The following is an 18,801-nucleotide window of genomic DNA, read 5'->3' on the forward strand; positions in this document are numbered from 1 at the left end:
TGGCAAGTCGGCTTCAACCTGTTCTGGCTCAACGGACTCGGACGTTTCTAACGCAGGTTCGCCAGCCATAGACGCCAGTGCATCTTCTTCACTGAACTCTGGCAAATCGAGCTCATCAAAATTGAACTCTTCTTCGGACTCAGCTGGCAAGTCGGCTTCAACCTGTTCTGGCTCAACGGACTCGGACGTTTCTAACGCAGGTTCGCCAGCCATAGACGCCAATGCGTCGTCTTCACTAAACTCAGGAAGATCCAGCTCGTCAAAATTGAACTCTTCTTCGGACTCAGCTGACAAGTCGGCTTCAACTTGTTCTGGCTCAACGGACTCGGACGTTTCTAACGCAGGTTCGCCAGCCATAGATGCTAGAGCATCTTCTTCACTGAATTCTGGCAAATCTAGCTCATCAAAATTGAATTCTTCTTCTGAATCGTTGGTCGACTCAGTTTCCGGCTCCAATTCAGGCTCATCCAGTAGCCAATCTTCTTCTTGTGGAACACCGAATTCATTTTCTATTGTATTTGGTGTCGGCGTGAAGGCTGGAATGTCTTCCTCTTGCTCAACGTGAGGCTGTACCTCAGCATCGGACTCCACGGATGGTTCTTGTGTTGAATCAGTATCGGTAGCCTCTTGCTGTAGTGATGAAGCTTCCTCTATCTCCGCTTGTGTTTTTTCAACTTGCTGCGGTAAATCGTCTTCACTATCAAATAGAGCGTCAAGTTCAGCAGAAAAATCCGCTTTTTCTTGTTCTGTTGGCAGAAGCTCTTCACTGTCTGACTCAAATAGGTCGTCTAGCTCGCTCATTAAAGGATCATTCTCTGGTGAGAGGTCCTCTAAATCACCAAGAAATTCATCGCTGCTAAATGGCTCTGAAGTAGCTTCTGGCTCGGTTAATGGTTGATCTTCTACAGCTTGTTGCGTGTCTGGCTGGCTTTCACTTAATAAAGCGTCGATGTCCAACCCAGACTCAATGTCCTGATCTTCATGAGTTTGTTCTGACTCAACTACGGGAGATGGCTTTTCGTCGGCGTCTGATTCACCAAAACCAAGTGATTTCAGTAACTCTTCCTCTTCCGATTTATTCTGCTCTGGGCTCTCGTCCTCTCGAATCAGATCATCAAACGGATCTAAATCAGCTTCAGTCTCTTCATCAAGTTCAGAGGTAACATCATCAATGAGTTCATCCAGTAAGTCTGTGCTATCTGCGTCTAACTCTTCGATCGAGTCATCACCTTCAAAACCAGAGATTGCTTCTAGCTCGTTTAGTGGATCAAACTCGTCTGTGTCATCTTCATCAAAATCAATGAGTTCATCGAGTAGCTCTGTACTGTTTTCATCTAGAACAGGACCTTCATTGGCGTCAGCTTCTCGAACTTCCGATTCACTAGCCGGTTGTTCATACTGGGCCAATAGCTTATCGATATCGTCGTCAGATGCCTCTCCTACACTAAAGTCATCATCCGAAACGGGCTGTTTTAACTCAGGCTCATCAGTATCTAAATCGAAGTCATCGTTGCCAAGTTCAGCAAACAAGTCATCAAGCATATCCTGGTCGACAGTGTCACTTGGTAACTCTTCTGACGGCTCATCGGCTGCAAGTAACTCGGCAAATGCATCGTCTGAAAGCGAGTCTGATTTCTCATTCGTATCATCCGAAAGATCGAAGCCAGACTCATCGTCATCGAGCACTTCTAGTTCTGGAGCAACCTCATCTAAGGCTCGCTCCATTTCTTCTAAACCAAGCGCCTTTTCTTCGCCGTTGACTTGGATACCATTGTTCGATGACTCAAACTCATCCAGACCAACATCTAGGTCACCGTCATCGCCAATATCTGCAAATGGGTCATCGTCCCCTTCCAGATTGAAATCAAGCTCTTCATCATCGAGGTTAGCAAAGACGTCTTCTTCTAAATCTGACTTCTCTTCTTGTAAAGACTGTGTGTTGATATCTTCATCTGCAAACAATTCATCATCAAGCGTGAGCTCTTCATCCAGCTCATCCGCCGCCGCTAAACCGATTGGCGCCACAAGAGGATCAACGTTTTGCTGTTCCTGTGCAGCCACTTCTTCCTCTTTCCCTTTAGAGCGTCGACCAAGAAGCATAACAACTAGCAACGCAATCAAAGCACCAGGAATTAATGCCGCAAGACCAACAAGCCAACCATTAGACAAAATTTTGTCCATGGTGCTTGGTTGCATGCGTTGTTGTTCAGCAAGGCGCTGGCGCTCTTCTGCAAGCAGTTTCTCGACTTCTGAGCGAATGCGTTCTTCGTCATTCAACTCGCTTTTCAAAGTTTCGACTTCGCTTTGCACTTCTGACAGCATCAATCGAAGACGATGGTTCTTCTCTTCTAATGACTCTAATTCACTTTGTGAGCCTTGAAGTTTGTCCTTTAGCGCACTGACCTGCTTTTCACCCTGCGGAGAGGTGGTTACTGGTGGCGCAGGGATGACGGGTATTGTTTTCGGAGTTGGTTTTGGCTCCGTTGCTGCCACTGTCTCTGGCTTAGTCGCAGGCTTGGGTTCTACTTTAATTTGTGGCTTTGGTTGCTCGGTGACTCGTTGTGCTGGCGTCGCTCTATTTGTCGGCTTCGGCTGTTTTAACTTAGCTTCATGCGCCTTCATAATCGCAACAGCTTGCGCTGTGGTCGCGCTTTGCACTTGCTCTAGAGAAGGTACTCGTAGCCGACTCCCTGGGATCAATTCATGAATGTTTTGGTTCTCAAACGCTTGAGGGTTAATTCGGTAAATAGCAAGAAGCGTTTGTTGAACGGTAACACCGCGTGAAGGTCGTAATTCTGAAGCGATCGACCATAGTGTTTGATTTTCACCAGTCGGACCAAAGAAACGTGACGGTTGAGTATTCGCAGGAGGAGCAGGTAATGCTCGCTCAATATCTTCAGCATAGCTCGGAGATGATTGCACTTCACCAGACGGTCCAACAAGACGAATTCCTTCGGCTTGAACCACTGATGATGTCTGAGTCGCGCTCATCAACACAAGGGCTGCTAACAAACGCTTATAATTTTGACGCATAGAAGGCTCAGTTTTGTGCTAAATACAATTTGAAATGGTGATCGGTTAAATATATCGGATATCGCATGCAAAACTATAGCGTTGAGAATAAAAAATGTGTGGCTCTCGCCATATTCGTACTAATCTCACACTATTTTGTTTCGTTCGTACAAAAAAGCCTCGCACTGTGCGAGGCTTTGAAATGAACTGTAAACGACTTAGTAGTAATCGCGGATCAGAACTTCTGCGATTTGCACCGCGTTAGTTGCCGCACCTTTACGCACGTTATCAGCAACAACCCACAGATTTACGCCACGATGATGGCTGATATCGTTACGGATACGGCCAACCATTACATGGTCTTTACCGCCCGCATCGCGAACTTGTGTAGGGAAGTCTTCACCGTGGAACACTTCGATACCGTCAGTTTGCTCAAGCAAGTTAACGACTTCTTGTGCATCGATAGGTGAACGAGTCTCAATGTGAAGTGCTTCTGCGTGACCGTAAAATACAGGAACACGTACACACGTTGGATTAACTGTGATTGATGGATCGTTAAAGATCTTCTGTGTTTCCCACACCATTTTCATTTCTTCTTTGGTGTAGCCGTTTTCCATCATCTGATCGATTTGTGGAATACAGTTAAACGCGATCTGTTGAGAGAATTGCTTCTTGTCTGCGGGCAGACCGTTTAGCAGCTTCGCCGTTTGACCTGCTAGCTCATCGATACCCGCTTTGCCTGCACCAGACACCGATTGGTAAGTTGATACGTTAATACGCTCAATGCCCACCGCATCGTGAATTGGTTTTAGTGCCACCAGCATTTGGATGGTTGAACAGTTCGGGTTCGCGATGATGTTACGGTTACGAAACTCTGCAATCGCTTCTGGGTTTACTTCTGGCACAACAAGAGGAATGTCGTACTCGTAACGGAAGTGTGATGTATTGTCGATAACAATCACGCCTTCATCAGCGGCAATTGGTGCCCACTTGGCTGATAGCTCACCACCAGCAGAAAACAGTGCGATATGCGCTTGAGACCAATCGAACTCTTCTACGTTTTGAACGCGTACCGTTTTACCATTGAAGCGATAAGTCTTGCCTTCGCTGCGCTCACTCGCGAGTAGGAAGATTTCGCCTACTGGGAATTTGCGCTCTTGAAGCACATCCAAAATTGTTTCACCGACCGCACCGGTCGCACCTAAAATGGCAACATTATATTGCTGGCTCATTGACTTACCTCAATCTGAAAACCTAGTTCTGCTAATGGAGCAAGGTTACATGTTTTGTTACCCACTAGCGTGACAGCGCTGTATTCACGGCGATCCCAGTAGTTTTTACGCATCAGGTCAAAAGCGCCTGGCTTACTGATTTCACGGCGGAAAAGAGCGTCATCTCTACGCACATCATAGATTAACTGCGTGATGTTATGCAGTGTTGCTTCGTCCCAAGCTCTGTCCAATACCATAGTAGGAACAGGCGCGGTTGGCAGTAAATCGCTGGCATGCGCACGTAATTCGTTATTTAAGAACTCACAGTAGCTGTTGAAAATCATCGTTGTACCGCGAGCTTTCCCTTCCAAGCCGTAGCCTGCAACGTGAGGGGTTGCGAATGCTAGCAGAGGCAGAAGCTCCATATCAACCTCTGGTTCAAATTCAAATACGTCGAGTGCCGCTGTAAAGCCATCATTTTTCAAAAGACGTTGCTTCAAAGCAGCGTTGTCAACGATGGGACCTCGAGCCGCGTTAATCAAAATTTGATCGCTGCGGAGACCATTTAATACCTTCTCATCAATCAAATAATGCGTTGGGTATGGGCCATCTTTGGTGATTGGCGTATGTAGTGTAATGATGTCTGAGCTTTCAATCAGTTCTGTCAACGGAGTAAAGCTACGAGGATCACCAGCCTCTTGTTTGAATGGGTCATTGATGAGAACTTTAATACCCATGCCTTTCAAACATTTCTCTAGGTAGCTACCTACTTGGCCTGCACCAATAATACCTACCGTCTTGTCAAATACCGAGAAACCTTGTTGCTGAGCGAGCACCATCATCACGCTGAACGCGTATTCCGCCACACCCACTTTGTTACACCCTGGCGCCGCAGTGAAGAAAATGCCTTTCTCTTTTAAGAGTGCTTGGTCAACATGATCCATGCCTGCCGTGGCCGTACCAACAAACTTCAGCTTGTTTGCTTTGCTGATCAGGTCAGCATTCACTTTGGTGACTGAGCGAATCATTAGGGCATCAACATCCACTAAATCATCGGCGGTCAGTGTACGACCTGGTTTTAGAATTACGTTACCGAGTTGGCTAAATAGCTCTTCAGCATACGGCATATTTTCATCAACAATAATTTTCATAGCGCCAGCGTTCTAACATCCATTTGTATGAGTTCGTTTATTCGCAAGATGCGAAACTAAAGCGATTGTGCCCTTTTCCCGAAAAATCTCAAGATATAACACCAATAAACCTCAAGGAGGTAACTCCTATAGAATCGATTGACGGGAAGCCTAGAGAAAAGCAGAAACAGAGAAAAGAAAAAGCCCGGCTAAATAGCCGGGCAAAGTTCCAGAACAAAAGGATCCTATCCCGCTCTCCATGGGATAGAGTCTGCGTCTGTTCGATCAGTGTGACTGATCAAGCTCTGGAAACTGGATTGTTGGCGTTTACAGTACTCTCGCAAAGCGCCAACAAATTCAGTTAACCTTGGTACTTTTTAATAACCAAAGTTGCGTTTGTGCCGCCAAAGCCAAAGCTGTTTGACATTACGGTCGTTAGCTCTGCATCACGTGCTTCTGTCACGATGTCCAGACCTTGTGCTGCTTCGTCCAAGTTTGAAATATTGATGCTTGGAGCAATGAAGTTTTTGTCTAGCATAAGTGTTGAGTAAATTGCTTCGTGCACGCCCGCTGCGCCGAGTGCGTGGCCAGTCATTGCTTTTGTTGCAGAGATTGCAGGGCTGTTCTCACCAAACAATTGTTGGATAGCACCAAGCTCTTTCACGTCACCAACTGGTGTCGATGTGCCGTGCGTGTTGATGTAATCCACACCATCAACGTCTTGCATCGCCATCTTCATACAACGAATTGCGCCTTCACCTGATGGCGCTACCATGTCGTAGCCATCTGATGTCGCACCGTAACCTACGATTTCACCGTAGATTTTCGCACCACGTGCCAGTGCGTGCTCTAGTTCTTCAATAACCAACATGCCGCCGCCGCCCGAGATAACAAAACCGTCACGGTCTGCATCGTATGTACGAGATGCTTTGTCTGGCGTGTCATTGTATTTGGTTGACAGTGCGCCCATCGCATCAAACATCATAGTTTGAGACCAATCTAGCTCTTCGCCGCCACCAGCAAAAACAATATCTTGTTTGCCTAGTTGAATAAGCTCCATAGCATGGCCGATACAGTGTGCAGATGTTGCACATGCAGAGCTCATTGAGTAGTTCACGCCACGAATCTTAAATGGCGTAGCAAGACAAGCAGAAACAGTAGAAGACATAGTACGAGGAACCATGTAAGGACCAACTCGCTTTACGCCTTTGGCGCGCATCGTGTCTGTCGCTACCGTTTGATTGTATGCAGAAGCACCGCCAGAACCTGCAACGATACCGGTACGATCGTTTGAAACCTGCTCTTCTGTAAGACCAGCGTCTGCGATTGCCTGCTCCATTGATAGGTATGCATAAGCAGCCGCATCACCCATAAAGCGCATCTGCTTACGGTCGATGTGTTCCGCCGGGTTGATTTTTAGGTCACCCCATACTTGCGAACGAAGACCGTGTTCTTTGAACTGCTCAGATGCAGTGATGCCAGATTTGCCCGCTTTAAGAGACGCTAGAACTTCTTCGACGTTGTTACCGATACTTGAAACAATACCCATACCGGTGATTACGACTCGTTTCATTATGACATTCCTATAATTCAAAAATCCGCTAGATGATAACTAAGATAGTCAACAAAAGTGGTCAGCTTTCCCATAAATTCGTACAATCGCCCCATTCTTACCGCGCCAAATCACAAATTTGCACCATTATGACTTCAATAAAAAACGCAGAACTTGGTTGGAACGAAGCTGGTACTCCGGTTTCAGACCAATTTGATGATGTTTACTTCTCTAACGTAAACGGTCTTGAAGAGACACGCTACGTTTTCTTAAAACAAAATCATCTCCCAGAAAGATGGCAGGAATTTGACCAAAGACGTTTTGTCATTGGTGAAACAGGATTTGGCACGGGATTAAACTTCTTAGCAGTATGCCAGTGGTTCAGTGAGTTTCGTCGTCAGCATCCGGACGCAACATTGAAAGAGCTGCATTTTATTAGCTTTGAAAAATACCCATTAAGCAAAGCCGATTTAAAGAAGGCGCATGAAGCTTGGCCTGAGCTAGCTGAGTACGCGGAAAAGTTACAAAAGCACTATCCTGCCGCTGTGCCGGAGTGTCATCGCATTGTTTTAGAAGACGGTGCAATCACACTCGACCTTTGGTTTGGTGACATTAAAGACTGCATGCCGCAAGTCCCATACAACGAACAAGGTTTGATTGATGCTTGGTTCTTAGATGGATTCGCGCCAAGCAAAAACCCAGAGATGTGGAACCAAGGCCTGTTCAACAACATGGCAAAGCTAGCCAAGCAAGATTGTACAGTTGCCACGTTTACCGCAGCAGGCTTTGTACGTCGTGGTTTGAACGAAGCTGGCTTTACAATGAAAAAGGTGAAAGGTTTCGGCACTAAACGAGAAATGATCGCCGGCTCTATGGAGCAACGTGAAAAGCAGTCGAACCATCTCCCTTGGTTCAATCGCACAGCATCTAGCAATCTTGATTCGATTGCCATCATTGGTGGTGGTATAGCCAGCGCGGCGTTAGCGAAAACGTTAGTTCGTCGTGGCCAAAACGTCACCCTTTACTGTAAAGACAAACAACCAGCCAAAGGAGCTTCAGGCAATCGACAAGGAGCCGTTTATCCGCTGCTTAATGGCCCGCACACGGGTGTTTCACGAGTGTTTGCTCCTGCATTTTTGTTCGCACGTCAGTTTGTTGAACAAGCAGCACAAGAGATCGATTTTGATCATGACTGGTGTGGCGTAACTCAGTTGATGTGGGATGACAAATCCACAGACAAACTGGAGAAAATGCTTGCGGGTAACTTCACTCCAGAGCTCATTCAAAAGCTGTCCGCCGAGGAAACTGCGAACACTATCGGGTTACCTATTGATATGGCGTCTGTGCACTACCCAATGGGAGGGTGGCTGTGCCCTGCCGAGTTAACTCGCGGGTTAATTAATCAATTGGAGAAGACGTCGTTACTCTCAACGAAGTTTGAACATCTTGTTGAGGCATTAGATTGGGATGAAAAGCGTCAGCTCTGGCTACTAACGGCGAGTGGTCAAACATTTGAGCACTCAACGGTTGTAATTGCGAACGGCCATGAGTTCCAGACATTGAGTCAAACCGCTTCCCTACCAATGGGACAAGTGAAAGGACAAGTCAGTCATGCGCCAGCAACCGAAACGCTGAGTCAGCTGAAAACGGTGTTGTGTTACGACGGTTACATGACACCTGTTAACCCAAGTAATCAACACTTGTGTATCGGTGCAAGCTACGACCGCAGTCACCTTGACTACGAATTTGATGAAAACGCCCAAAAAGATAATGCGGAAAAGCTAGTGAAATGTGTACCGAATCAAACATGGGCAAAAGAGGTAGATATCACTGGTAATCAATCTCGCCAAGGTATTCGTTGTGTTAGCCGAGATCACTTACCATTTGTCGGAAATGTGGGTGACTTTGAGACGATCAAAACGCAATACGCCAACTTACAAAATCAAAAAGAAGAAGAGGTAGAAACCATTCATCAGTACCCTAACCTATTCTGCTTCTTAGGTTTAGGATCTCGTGGACTGAGCTCTGCACCATTATTAGCTGAAGTGTTGGCCTCCCAGATCTGTGGGGACCCGCTGCCATTACCGGTTGATGTATTGACCGAACTTCACCCAAGTCGAATGTGGGTTCGTAAACTAAGAAAAGGCAAAGCCATTACCGAGCTGTAAGAGTATTCTCTGTTTTGATTCCCGACACAGATACGTGTCGGGAATCGCTAACTCATTAAGTCGCTCGTACTGAGATTACTTCAGCAGTGCAACTGCCTGTTTCACTTGCTCTGCCACTTCTGGGTTTACAACCTTACCCGATTCCACGTCAAAATTTTCGTAGAAGCTCGGCACAGATAACGATGCCTTTACATCCGCGCCAAAAAATTGTGCAGAACCGGTCGCCGCCGCAAGAACACTTTGCGCACCACTGGGACCTGGGGAAGTTGCTAAATAAACGACAGGTTTGTTTTGAAATACATTACGCTCAATGCGCGTCGCCCAATCGAACAAGTTTTTATAGGCCGCTGGGTACGAACCGTTGTGCTCTGCGAAGGAGACAACGAGAGCGTCAGCCTCCGCCAAGTCACGTAAAAACGCGACAGCCCCTTCAGCTTGACCTATTTCTTTCTCTTTGTCCTCGCTAAACATTGGCGCTTGATAATCGTTTAAGTCTAGAACATTCACTTGAGCGCCTTCGACTTGATTTGCTGCGTATGTAGCAAGTAGTTTGTTGATTGAGGTAGAGCTGGTAGATGCACCAAATGCGACAATTTTCATGGTTGTAATCCTTTGTTCACGTTTTATGCTGATCAGAATAAAAGTTGAACAGTTTCGCTACAACCACAAAAATTTTATGGAGAGGTTCGAATTTTTCGAAGTAGTAAATGACTAGGATTAAATAAAGGGAGAACGCTGCTTAGGGACTAAGCCTGAGCCTGGAGCTCCTGCCACAAATCACTGACAATCACGCGATCGGCCGGGCTTAACTCGGTACGCGCATTTTCTAAGCTGCTCTCAATGCGTGACTTCAGCTCAGTAATATCGCTAATCCCTTCTTCTTCACAAGACGCCGCGGATAAAGAGATGTGACCACGTAAATAACCACCAGCAAACAATTCATCGTCAGATGCTGTTTCAATTCGAGCATCAATCAGTTCCAGTAGTTTTTCTTCAAATTCAATAATCATGGTGTATCTCTGAGGTTATTAGTGGTTATTTAACGCAAAAGTCCGACGCTTCCAGTGGCTTAGTTTGATAAAATGCGCGCAGGGCATCAGAAAGCATTTTCACTCGCAAAGGCAAGCCAACGTCCAAAATACCTAGCACTTCTTTATGCACTTTTTTCATAAAGCCGAGCCTATCTGGTTCAAAATCGCCGTGTAGATTGTCACAACTCACCGTAAAAGGGAAGCCAGCGCTTTGTGCCAGAATCCATTCATAAGCTTGAGGTCGCACTTCAACTTTCTCAAACTCCGCTTGAACTTCTGCTGTTCGCCCATCGGGTTCATACCAATAACCAAAATCTTCCAGCAAACGACGCTCTGGACCAGCCACACACCAATGCGAGATCTCGTGTAAAGCAGAGGCGTAAAAACCCCGAGCAAAAATAATCCGATGATGAGGGTGTTCATCATCAGCAGGAAGATAAATAGGCTCATCACCACCTAACTCTAATTTCGTATTAAATTGTTCTAAAAAGGTGTCATTAAAAATGGTGATTAAGTCTTGGTATTCGTGGGTCATCGTCGAGTTTGTACTTCAGTTTGACATGCGCTGCATATTGTCGCTGTTTTTAGCTATGAGGTAAAGGCAACCCCACATTTTTGGTTATTAGTTGAATTTATCTGAACATCGCTTTCTCCATACAATTTCTCATTCGTCAGCGTACTTATTTACCACTACACTCTCGCCTTATTTTGATGCCGTTCAAACCGCTATTTTTAAGCCGTTTGATTACAAGCATGTTGCTGGTTTTAATCACTTTTTAAGAGAGATAGAACCGTTTGTAAGTGTTGTTACTTCGCCTACGCTGATTCTCGTAGAACGTAGTGACTTTTTACGTTGAGTGTTTCCCTATGTTGCTAAGTGTGTTGTATATCATTGGTATCACGGCTGAAGCCATGACAGGTGCGTTAAGTGCTGGTAGAAGAAAGATGGACTGGTTTGGTGTTATGTTGGTGGCCAGCGCAACGGCCATTGGTGGTGGCACCGTACGTGACATTCTATTAGGCCACTACCCTCTTGGTTGGGTAAAAAACCCAGAGTTCCTTGCAATTACGTGTGTTGCAGGTGTGCTAACAACAGGTTTAGCGAAATGGGTGATTAAGCTAAAAGGCCTGTTCATTCGCCTTGATGCGTTAGGTCTAATCGTATTCAGCATCATCGGAACAAAAATTGCGATGGGCATGGGCTTGCACCCTGGTATTTGTATGGTTTCAGCGTTAGTAACGGGTGTATTCGGTGGGCTACTTCGCGACTTAATCTGTCGCCAAACACCATTGGTACTGCATGAAGAGCTTTACGCTTCTGTCGCTCTTATCGCATCAGGAATGTACTTAGCGCTATTAGAATTCAATGTTCCCGAAGTCACTGCCACTATTATTACACTGGTTACTGGTTACATGTTGCGTATGGCTGCGGTACGCTTTAAGTGGCGTCTGCCTTCTTTCCATTTGGAAACCGAAGGCTCGATTCATTAAGCAAAAACTACTTAAACAAAAAAGGTTGCCTGATAAAATTGTGCCACCCGCGATTCAGTGAGTGGCATAATTTTATATTCAGTCATCCTGAACAGCGACGAAGGAGCATGATTCAGGATCTATTATCCGAGCACTCTGTTGTCAGAGATGTTTCTTTCTCTTTTCATCGTGCTGAAATTAGATTCCTAGTCTCGCTATAGCTCGCTGGAATGACACAAAGCTCTTAAATCTTCGGTGTTTCAGTTGTTACGCCATGGTTTTGACCACGGTGGCGTAGTAAATGATCCATCACCACAATTGCCAGCATCGCTTCTGCGATAGGCACAGCACGAATACCCACACATGGGTCATGACGACCTTTGGTGATCAACTGAGTTGGTTCACCTTCTTTTGTGATGGTCTCACCCGGCACAGTGATACTTGATGTTGGCTTAAGCGCAATGTTTGCGACAATGTCTTGACCAGTCGAGATACCACCAAGAATGCCACCCGCATGATTACTACCAAAACCTTCAGGAGCAAGCGTATCACGGTGCTGACTGCCTTTTTGGTTTACCACCTCGAAACCGTCTCCGATTTCTACGCCTTTCACCGCGTTGATGCTCATTAGTGCGTGCGCGATGTCTGCATCCAGACGGTCAAATACGGGTTCCCCGAGACCAACAGGCACGTTAGTTGCCACAACCTGGATTTTTGCGCCAATAGAGTCGCCTTCTTTTTTCAGGTCACGGATAAGTTGGTCAAATGCTTCTACTTTGTCAGCATCAGGGCAGAAGAATGCATTGTTCTCGATTTCGCTCCAATCTACCTTGTCGATAGATACATCACCCATTTGTGACAAGTAAGCACGAATCTCAACACCAAACTCATCTTTTAAGTATTTCTTCGCGATTGCACCAGCCGCCACACGCATTGCGGTTTCACGAGCTGAAGAACGGCCGCCACCGCGATAGTCGCGGATGCCGTATTTTTGGTGGTAAGTGTAATCAGCATGACCCGGTCTGAACTTATCTTTGATGTCAGAGTAGTCTTTTGAGCGCTGATCGGTGTTTTCAATTAGCAAACCGATCGATGTGCCCGTGGTTTTGCCTTCAAAAACGCCAGAAAGAATTTTAACTTCATCCGGTTCACGACGTTGTGTGGTGTAACGTGATGTGCCTGGACGACGGCGGTCGAGATCGATTTGTAGATCTGCTTCTGTAATTTCCAACCCCGGAGGACATCCGTCTACGATACATCCCAGTGCGATACCGTGACTTTCCCCGAATGTCGTCACTCGGAAATGTTGTCCGATACTGTTTCCTGCCATTACTTCCTCAAGTTTTTATCGCCACGCTCTCTCAAAACAGAGCATAGCTGCTTTCCAATTCTTCGTGGATTCATAGTGGCTTTATTACGTTTTGATGTAAAGAGTTAATATCGGCGAGGTATGCATAAAAAAAACACCGAGCATAAAGCTCGGTGTTTTGATGTTTAGTGCAAGACTCTATTAGTCTTTGTACAGTTTAAACTCTTCTGCACACTCAACCAGCTGGTCACGCGTTAGCATAAATACGCCATGACCGCCGTTCTCGAACTCAATCCAAGTAAATGGAATCTCTGGGTACTGTTCCATCATATGAATCATTGAGTTTCCGACTTCACAAATAAGAATGCCGTTATCTGTTAGATAATCTGGCGCGTTAGCTAGAATACGACGCACAAGTTTTAGACCATCCGTACCCGCAGCTAAACCAAGCTCAGGCTCATGCGTGAACTCATCTGGCAGGCTGTTCATGTCTTCTTCATCCACATATGGTGGGTTAGACACGATTAGATTGTATTTCTCTTTTGGAAGATCACGGAACAAATCAGAGCGAATTGGGAACACTTGCTGCTCCATACCGTGATCTTGTACGTTTTGCTCAGCCACTTGTAGAGCATCTGTAGAGATGTCGATCGCATCCACTTCTGCTTCAGGGAAAGCGTGCGCACAAGCAATCGCGATACAACCAGAACCCGTACATAGGTCCATGATGCGCGTAGGCTCTTCCACCAACCAAGGTTGGAATTCCGCTTGAATCAATTCGCCGATAGGAGAGCGTGGCACAAGTACACGCTCATCAACGAAGAACTCAAGACCGCAGAACCATGCTTTGTTTGTTAGGTATGCTGTTGGCGTACGCTCGTTGATGCGTTTTACTACGCGCTCAACAATACGCAGACGCTCGCTTGTCGTTAGGCGAGAGTTCAATACGTGCGGAGGCACATCAATCGGCAAGTATAAGGTTGGCAGGATAAGCTGAACAGCTTCATCCCACGCATTATCAGTACCATGACCGTAAAACAGGTTCGCTGCATTAAAGCGGCTTACCGTCCAACGAATCATATCTTGAAGGGTATGCAGTTCCGATACCGCTTCTTCTACAAAAATCTTATCCAAAATTGCCTCCGAAAAGCGCTACAATACTGCCAATAAAGTTTATTAATGAAATTGTTTACCTAATGAGCAAAAAAGACACCGAGAACGATGACGATTTCGCCTTGTTTCAGGAAGCAGTACAGGGCGTAAAAAAGTTGCGACAGGATACCATAATCCAGCAACCAAAAAAAAATACTAAGCAAAAAGAAATCAAGCGCTCCAACCGTGAAGCGAGTGACTCTGAATTTTACTTTTCAGACGAGTTTGTCCCTCTATTAAACGATGAAGGTCCAACTCGTTATGCACGTGACGACGTCTCCACTTATGAAGTCAAACGTCTACGTCGTGGCGTGTATGTACCGGACGTGTTCCTCGATATGCACGGCATGACACAGCAAGAAGCAAAACGCGAGCTTGGTGCGATGATAGCCTATTGCATCAAAAACGAGATTCATTGTGCGTGTGTGCAACATGGTATTGGGAAACACATCCTGAAACAGAAAGCCCCACTTTGGTTAGCACAGCATCCTGACGTTATGGCTTTTCACCAAGCGCCACTAGAATTTGGTGGTGATGGTGCGTTGTTAGTGTTGCTTTCAATTCCTGAAAAGTAACAAGCTTGCTGTATACACGACGAAACGAAAAGGCAGGGATCTCCTGCCTTTCTTATTCTGTCTCTAATTTGCAAACGCTTATTTTGGTTTAGACACTTATGGCGTAATATGCCAAAGCACTTCACCATTTTGTGTTTGTAAATCATATTCAATGCACACTAGCCCTGATGTAGGAAACATCGGTGGTGTCATGTCTTTTACAAACTCTGAAGTCAGATAACCGACCAAAGGCAAATGAGATACGAACAAAAGCGAGTCCAATTGTTCGACTTCGATTAATGCACTTGCGAAATCGAAGACATGCTCGGACTGGCCATAAGGTGTAATATCTTCACAAGTTTCAATGCTTTTTGCAGAGAAATACGCACTGATCTCTTGCCAAGTTTGTTGAGCTCTAATGTACGGACTCACCAACACTTTATCGAATTGCGCAAAACCCTGTTCTTTACAGGCTCTCGCAACCGCTTCTGATTCGACTCTGCCTCTTGGGGTCAATTGTCGTGCTGCGTCTGAATCTGCAAAATGCTCGGCTTCACCGTGACGCATGATGAATATTTTCATGTTATTTCCTAGGGATAGCTAACGCTACCAAAAGGTTGACTGCTATCTTTATTAGATAGACGGGGCTAACTTTAACAATGACGAAACAAAAATACTGATATAATTATCTGTTCATTATACCAATTCGCTTGTTAAAGATAGCGACTTTCTTAACAATCTATTAAAAGAATGTACTCAGTTCATCACACTATTTAACTGTGCAATGAGTTCAGAGCATTCACTCAAACAGTTCTTCCCCATACGCAAACGCGATGGGCCTGTGCAGAAGTCTACGAATAACAAAAATACGGCAAGCAGTATTTGTCGAAACGCAAACTTTGCGCCCCCCGCGAGGGGAGCCTAAATTACTGTAATGCGAAATCTGGAGACGCATCGTGCATCTAAGTCCTAACGATTCAAATCAATACCGCTACATTACCTTGAGCAATGAACTGCGTGTACTGCTGATTCATTCCGATACAGCTCAACAGTCGGCAGCTGCTCTGGCAGTGAACGTTGGACACTTCGACGACCCAAACGATCGCCAAGGTCTGGCACACTATTTAGAACACATGCTTTTTTTGGGTACGGAAAAATACCCTAAAGTGGGCGAGTTTCAAAGCTATATTAGCCAACACGGTGGAACAAACAACGCTTGGACTGGTACAGAGCACACTTGTTTCTTTTTCAATATTGCTCCAAATGCCTTTGAAAGTGCCTTAGATCGATTTAGCCAATTCTTTACCGCACCTTTGTTTAACGAAGAAGCATTAGACAAAGAGCGACAGGCTGTCGACTCCGAATACAAGCTCAAACTCAATGATGATTCTCGTCGCCTGTATCAAGTTAACAAAGAAGTCATCAATCCAGAGCACCCGTTTTCAAAATTCTCTGTCGGAAACTTAGATACTCTTGGCGACCGAGATGGTAAATCCATCCGCGACGAAATTGTGGAGTTTCACCACTCTCAGTATTCCGCCGATTTGATGACACTGACTCTATTTGGGCCACAGTCGCTCGATGAACAGCAAGCTTGGGTAGAAACCATGTTTGCCGACATCCCAAATCACCACCTTCGTGGAAAATCGATTGATGTACCGATAGGCACTGAGGAAAGCACGGGCATTTTGGTTCAAGTCGAGCCGCTCAAAGAGTTCCGTAAACTGATTCTCACATTCCCCATGCCGGGAATGGATGCGCATTATAGCGTGAAGCCACTCTCCTACTTTGCTCACCTGTTGGGTTATGAAGGAGAAGGCAGTTTGATGCTTCAACTCAAAGAAAAAGGCTGGATTACCTCTCTCTCAGCGGGCGGCGGCGCGAGTGGCAGTAACTACCGAGACTTTACCGTAAGCTGCACCCTGACGCCAAACGGCTTAGATCATGTTGATGATATCGTTCAAGCGGTTTTTCAATACCTCTCGATGATCAAACAAGACGGGTTAGATGAATGGCGCTATCTCGAAAAACAAGCGGTATTAGAATCGGCTTTCCGCTTCCAAGAGCCATCGCGCCCAATGGATCTCGTCAGCCATCTGGTGATCAACATGCAGCACTATCAACCGGAAGACACGGTTTATGGTGACTACAAAATGGCGGGCTACGATGAGGAGTTACAGCGTTCATTGCTGCGATACTTAACCATCGATAATGTACGCGTCACTTTGATTGCTAAAGGCCTGGAATACAACCGTACTGCCGAATGGTACTTTACCCCGTACTCCGTCACACCTTTTAGTGAAGACCAACGTCGTTTCTATCAACAAATCGACCCAAGCTGGCAATTCGTCTTACCGGAAAAGAACCCTTATATTTGCTACGACCTCGACCCCATGCCACTCGAAAATGGTGATTCACTGCCAGAGTTGATTGAGGATCTCGAAGGGTTTCGGCTGTGGCATTTGCAAGATGACGAATTTCGCGTGCCTAAAGGTGTCGTTTATGTCGCTATCGACAGCTCTCATGCCGTTGCATCACCAAAGAACATCGTCAAAACGCGCTTATGTGTAGAGATGTTCCTCGATTCGCTAGCAAAAGAAACCTATCAAGCAGAAATCGCAGGGATGGGTTACAACATGTACGCTCACCAAGGTGGCGTGACCTTAACCCTCTCTGGGTTCAGTCAAAAGCTGCCTCAGTTGCTGGAAATGATTCTGCACCGTTTTGCTTCTCGAGATTTCAGCCCTGCTCGCTTTGAAACCATCAAACAACAACTGTTACGAAACTGGAGAAATGCTTCACAAGATCGCCCTATTTCGCAGCTGTTTAACGCACTTACTGGGTTACTTCAACCCAATAACCCGCCTTTCGCAACCTTAGTCGAAGCGCTAGAAGAAATCGAAGTCGATGAACTCTCGGTATTCGTAGAATCCATTCTTGCAGAACTGCACGTTGAAATGTTTGTTTACGGAGACTGGCAACGCCAGCAAGCCCATGACATGGCTACGACCTTGAAGGATGCTCTAAGAGTTAACGAGCAACGTTATGAAGAGGCACTTCGTCCGCTCATTATGCTAGGTAAAAATGGCAGTTTTCAACGTGAGGTGCATTGTAATCAGCAAGATTCAGCAGTCGTTATTTACCACCAGTGCGAGGATATTGAGCCTCGCAGTATCGCGCTATACTCATTGGCCAATCACCTTATGTCGGCAACGTTTTTCCACGAAATCCGTACCAAGCAGCAATTAGGTTACATGGTAGGCACTGGCAATATGCCGCTAAATCGTCACCCTGGTATTGTACTGTATGTGCAGTCACCTAATGCAGCACCTGCCGAGCTGGTTACCTCAATCGATGAGTTTTTAAATGCCTTTTATATGGTGCTGTTAGAGTTAAACGATTACCAATGGCACAGTAGTAAGCGCGGCTTGTGGAACCAAATAGCAACGCCGGACACCACACTTCGAGGACGGGCTCAACGTCTTTGGGTTGCGATAGGAAATAAGGACACTGAGTTTAACCAACGTGACAAGGTACTGGCGGAGTTGAAGAAGCTGACGCGCGCAGACATGATTCGCTTCGTTGTGAACGAATTGAAACCTCGTACTGCAAATCGTTTGATCATGCACTCTCAAGGTCAAGCGCATTCGGAGGCTCCGCGCATCCATCTAGGACAAGAAATAGGATCGATTGAAGAGTTCCAACTTCGGCCAAAAGATTGCGGCTTGGGGTGATCTAGTTGCGCAGAAATAAAATTGTCGATTACTAGAATGAACCTACAAACCCATGAGGTTGTCGGTCTCATAGATTGAATCGGCACCATAATTGGCAGAAAATTGAAATTGCGCCATTGCGGCTTATGCTCTAATTACCAAACTAAAAATAACTTAATGAGGTAATCATGAAAAAAGCACTTTTACTCGTGGCTCTTATACTGCCATTGGCATCTGCTCACGCTGAAATCTCAGTCAAAGGCGATGGTTTCGAACTAAGTGACGACTGTGTGCGCCTTAGTGGAGACAATGTATCCATCAAATCAGATGATTGCTCTTCAAAGCAGTGGAATGATAAAGACAAAAAAGGTAATAGCAGCATTCATGGGGACGACAACCCTGGTAAAGGCCACAATAAAGATAAGAAAGACAAGAAGAAGTAACCATTTCTTCTTTATGAAAAAGGCTTGCCACTGGCAAGCCTTTTTCTCTACCGAAG

Annotated in this window: 15 protein-coding genes; 5 read left to right on the forward strand and 10 right to left on the reverse strand. The window is 45.8% G+C overall.

Features of this window, described 5'->3' with window-relative positions; genetic code table 11:
• The 4 genes from R7F07_RS01490 to fabB all read right to left on the reverse strand — a co-directional run.
• Positions 1 to 3,033, reverse strand: a 3,033-nt coding sequence (locus R7F07_RS01490; protein ID WP_318110420.1) for a FimV/HubP family polar landmark protein, incomplete at its 3' end; no start/stop codon positions are given.
• A gap of 197 nt (positions 3,034 to 3,230) precedes the next feature.
• Positions 3,231 to 4,244, reverse strand: a complete 1,014-nt coding sequence (locus tag R7F07_RS01495) for an aspartate-semialdehyde dehydrogenase (RefSeq protein WP_171342821.1) — start codon at positions 4,242 to 4,244, stop codon at positions 3,231 to 3,233.
• A complete protein-coding gene (locus tag R7F07_RS01500) occupies positions 4,241 to 5,374 on the reverse strand; it encodes a 4-phosphoerythronate dehydrogenase (protein WP_149192446.1) in 1,134 nt (377 codons plus the stop codon). Before R7F07_RS01500 ends, R7F07_RS01495 begins: the two co-directional genes overlap by 4 nt.
• A 340-nt stretch (positions 5,375 to 5,714) precedes the next feature.
• Positions 5,715 to 6,926: a beta-ketoacyl-ACP synthase I gene (gene fabB / locus R7F07_RS01505; protein ID WP_005380557.1), complete on the reverse strand. Its 1,212-nt coding sequence runs from the start codon at positions 6,924 to 6,926 to the stop codon at positions 5,715 to 5,717.
• A gap of 128 nt (positions 6,927 to 7,054) precedes the next feature.
• Between fabB and mnmC the strand changes: the two genes are divergently transcribed.
• Entirely contained in the window at positions 7,055 to 9,073 is a 2,019-nt protein-coding gene (mnmC, locus tag R7F07_RS01510) for a bifunctional tRNA (5-methylaminomethyl-2-thiouridine)(34)-methyltransferase MnmD/FAD-dependent 5-carboxymethylaminomethyl-2-thiouridine(34) oxidoreductase MnmC (protein WP_149192447.1), read from the forward strand.
• Positions 9,074 to 9,148: 75 nt separating this feature from the next.
• Here mnmC and R7F07_RS01515 read toward each other — a convergent pair whose 3' ends face one another.
• From R7F07_RS01515 to R7F07_RS01525, 3 genes are all read right to left on the reverse strand, one after another.
• Positions 9,149 to 9,673 (reverse strand): NADPH-dependent FMN reductase, encoded by a 525-nt coding sequence (locus R7F07_RS01515; protein ID WP_149192448.1) that lies wholly within the window; start codon positions 9,671 to 9,673, stop codon positions 9,149 to 9,151.
• 146 nt (positions 9,674 to 9,819) lie between these two features.
• Positions 9,820 to 10,083 (reverse strand): YfcL family protein, encoded by a 264-nt coding sequence (locus tag R7F07_RS01520; protein ID WP_017635933.1) that lies wholly within the window; start codon positions 10,081 to 10,083, stop codon positions 9,820 to 9,822.
• Between the two features lie 25 nt (positions 10,084 to 10,108).
• The gene (locus tag R7F07_RS01525; protein WP_005380546.1) at positions 10,109 to 10,639 is read right to left on the reverse strand and encodes an elongation factor P hydroxylase; all 531 of its coding nucleotides are present in this window, start codon (positions 10,637 to 10,639) and stop codon (positions 10,109 to 10,111) included.
• Between the two features lie 332 nt (positions 10,640 to 10,971).
• Here R7F07_RS01525 and R7F07_RS01530 point away from each other — a divergent pair, with 332 nt between their 5' ends.
• Complete coding sequence (locus R7F07_RS01530; protein ID WP_065274738.1) at positions 10,972 to 11,595, forward strand: trimeric intracellular cation channel family protein; 624 nt, start codon at positions 10,972 to 10,974, stop codon at positions 11,593 to 11,595.
• A 223-nt stretch (positions 11,596 to 11,818) separates the two neighbouring features.
• On the opposite strand, the gene aroC is transcribed toward R7F07_RS01530, so the two are convergent.
• Positions 11,819 to 12,904 carry a chorismate synthase gene (gene aroC, locus R7F07_RS01535; protein ID WP_033907375.1) on the reverse strand — a complete coding sequence of 362 codons (1,086 nt, stop codon included), beginning with the start codon at positions 12,902 to 12,904 and terminating at the stop codon, positions 11,819 to 11,821.
• Positions 12,905 to 13,084: 180 nt separating this feature from the next.
• Entirely contained in the window at positions 13,085 to 14,017 is a 933-nt protein-coding gene (prmB, locus tag R7F07_RS01540) for a 50S ribosomal protein L3 N(5)-glutamine methyltransferase (RefSeq protein WP_005380541.1), read from the reverse strand.
• Positions 14,018 to 14,079: 62 nt separating this feature from the next.
• Here prmB and smrB point away from each other — a divergent pair, with 62 nt between their 5' ends.
• Positions 14,080 to 14,610 carry an endonuclease SmrB gene (gene smrB / locus R7F07_RS01545; RefSeq protein ID WP_005380539.1) on the forward strand — a complete coding sequence of 177 codons (531 nt, stop codon included), beginning with the start codon at positions 14,080 to 14,082 and terminating at the stop codon, positions 14,608 to 14,610.
• 96 nt (positions 14,611 to 14,706) lie between these two features.
• Here smrB and sixA read toward each other — a convergent pair whose 3' ends face one another.
• Complete coding sequence (gene sixA, locus R7F07_RS01550) at positions 14,707 to 15,171, reverse strand: phosphohistidine phosphatase SixA (protein WP_005380537.1); 465 nt, start codon at positions 15,169 to 15,171, stop codon at positions 14,707 to 14,709.
• 374 nt (positions 15,172 to 15,545) lie between these two features.
• Here sixA and R7F07_RS01555 point away from each other — a divergent pair, with 374 nt between their 5' ends.
• Positions 15,546 to 18,323, forward strand: coding sequence for an insulinase family protein (locus R7F07_RS01555; protein ID WP_017635935.1), 2,778 nt, complete (start codon positions 15,546 to 15,548; stop codon positions 18,321 to 18,323).
• Positions 18,324 to 18,490: 167 nt separating this feature from the next.
• Complete coding sequence (locus R7F07_RS01560) at positions 18,491 to 18,745, forward strand: hypothetical protein (protein ID WP_047104370.1); 255 nt, start codon at positions 18,491 to 18,493, stop codon at positions 18,743 to 18,745.
• Positions 18,746 to 18,801: the final 56 nt, after the last annotated feature.

This window comes from Vibrio sp. YT-16, from assembly GCF_033337405.1.
Taxonomy (GTDB): domain Bacteria; phylum Pseudomonadota; class Gammaproteobacteria; order Enterobacterales; family Vibrionaceae; genus Vibrio; species Vibrio alginolyticus.

Excerpts from the sequence above, each read along its gene's own strand:
- R7F07_RS01495 (WP_171342821.1), bottom strand. The coding sequence starts at position 4,244 with ATGAGCCAGCAATATAATGTTGCCATTTTAGGTGCGACCGGTGCGGTC.
- R7F07_RS01500 (WP_149192446.1), bottom strand. The coding sequence starts at position 5,374 with ATGAAAATTATTGTTGATGAAAATATGCCGTATGCTGAAGAGCTATTT.
- fabB (WP_005380557.1), bottom strand. The coding sequence starts at position 6,926 with ATGAAACGAGTCGTAATCACCGGTATGGGTATTGTTTCAAGTATCGGT.
- mnmC (WP_149192447.1), top strand. The coding sequence starts at position 7,055 with ATGACTTCAATAAAAAACGCAGAACTTGGTTGGAACGAAGCTGGTACT.
- R7F07_RS01515 (WP_149192448.1), bottom strand. The coding sequence starts at position 9,673 with ATGAAAATTGTCGCATTTGGTGCATCTACCAGCTCTACCTCAATCAAC.
- R7F07_RS01520 (WP_017635933.1), bottom strand. The coding sequence starts at position 10,083 with ATGATTATTGAATTTGAAGAAAAACTACTGGAACTGATTGATGCTCGA.
- R7F07_RS01525 (WP_005380546.1), bottom strand. The coding sequence starts at position 10,639 with ATGACCCACGAATACCAAGACTTAATCACCATTTTTAATGACACCTTT.
- R7F07_RS01530 (WP_065274738.1), top strand. The coding sequence starts at position 10,972 with ATGTTGCTAAGTGTGTTGTATATCATTGGTATCACGGCTGAAGCCATG.
- aroC (WP_033907375.1), bottom strand. The coding sequence starts at position 12,904 with ATGGCAGGAAACAGTATCGGACAACATTTCCGAGTGACGACATTCGGG.
- smrB (WP_005380539.1), top strand. The coding sequence starts at position 14,080 with ATGAGCAAAAAAGACACCGAGAACGATGACGATTTCGCCTTGTTTCAG.
- sixA (WP_005380537.1), bottom strand. The coding sequence starts at position 15,171 with ATGAAAATATTCATCATGCGTCACGGTGAAGCCGAGCATTTTGCAGAT.
- R7F07_RS01560 (WP_047104370.1), top strand. The coding sequence starts at position 18,491 with ATGAAAAAAGCACTTTTACTCGTGGCTCTTATACTGCCATTGGCATCT.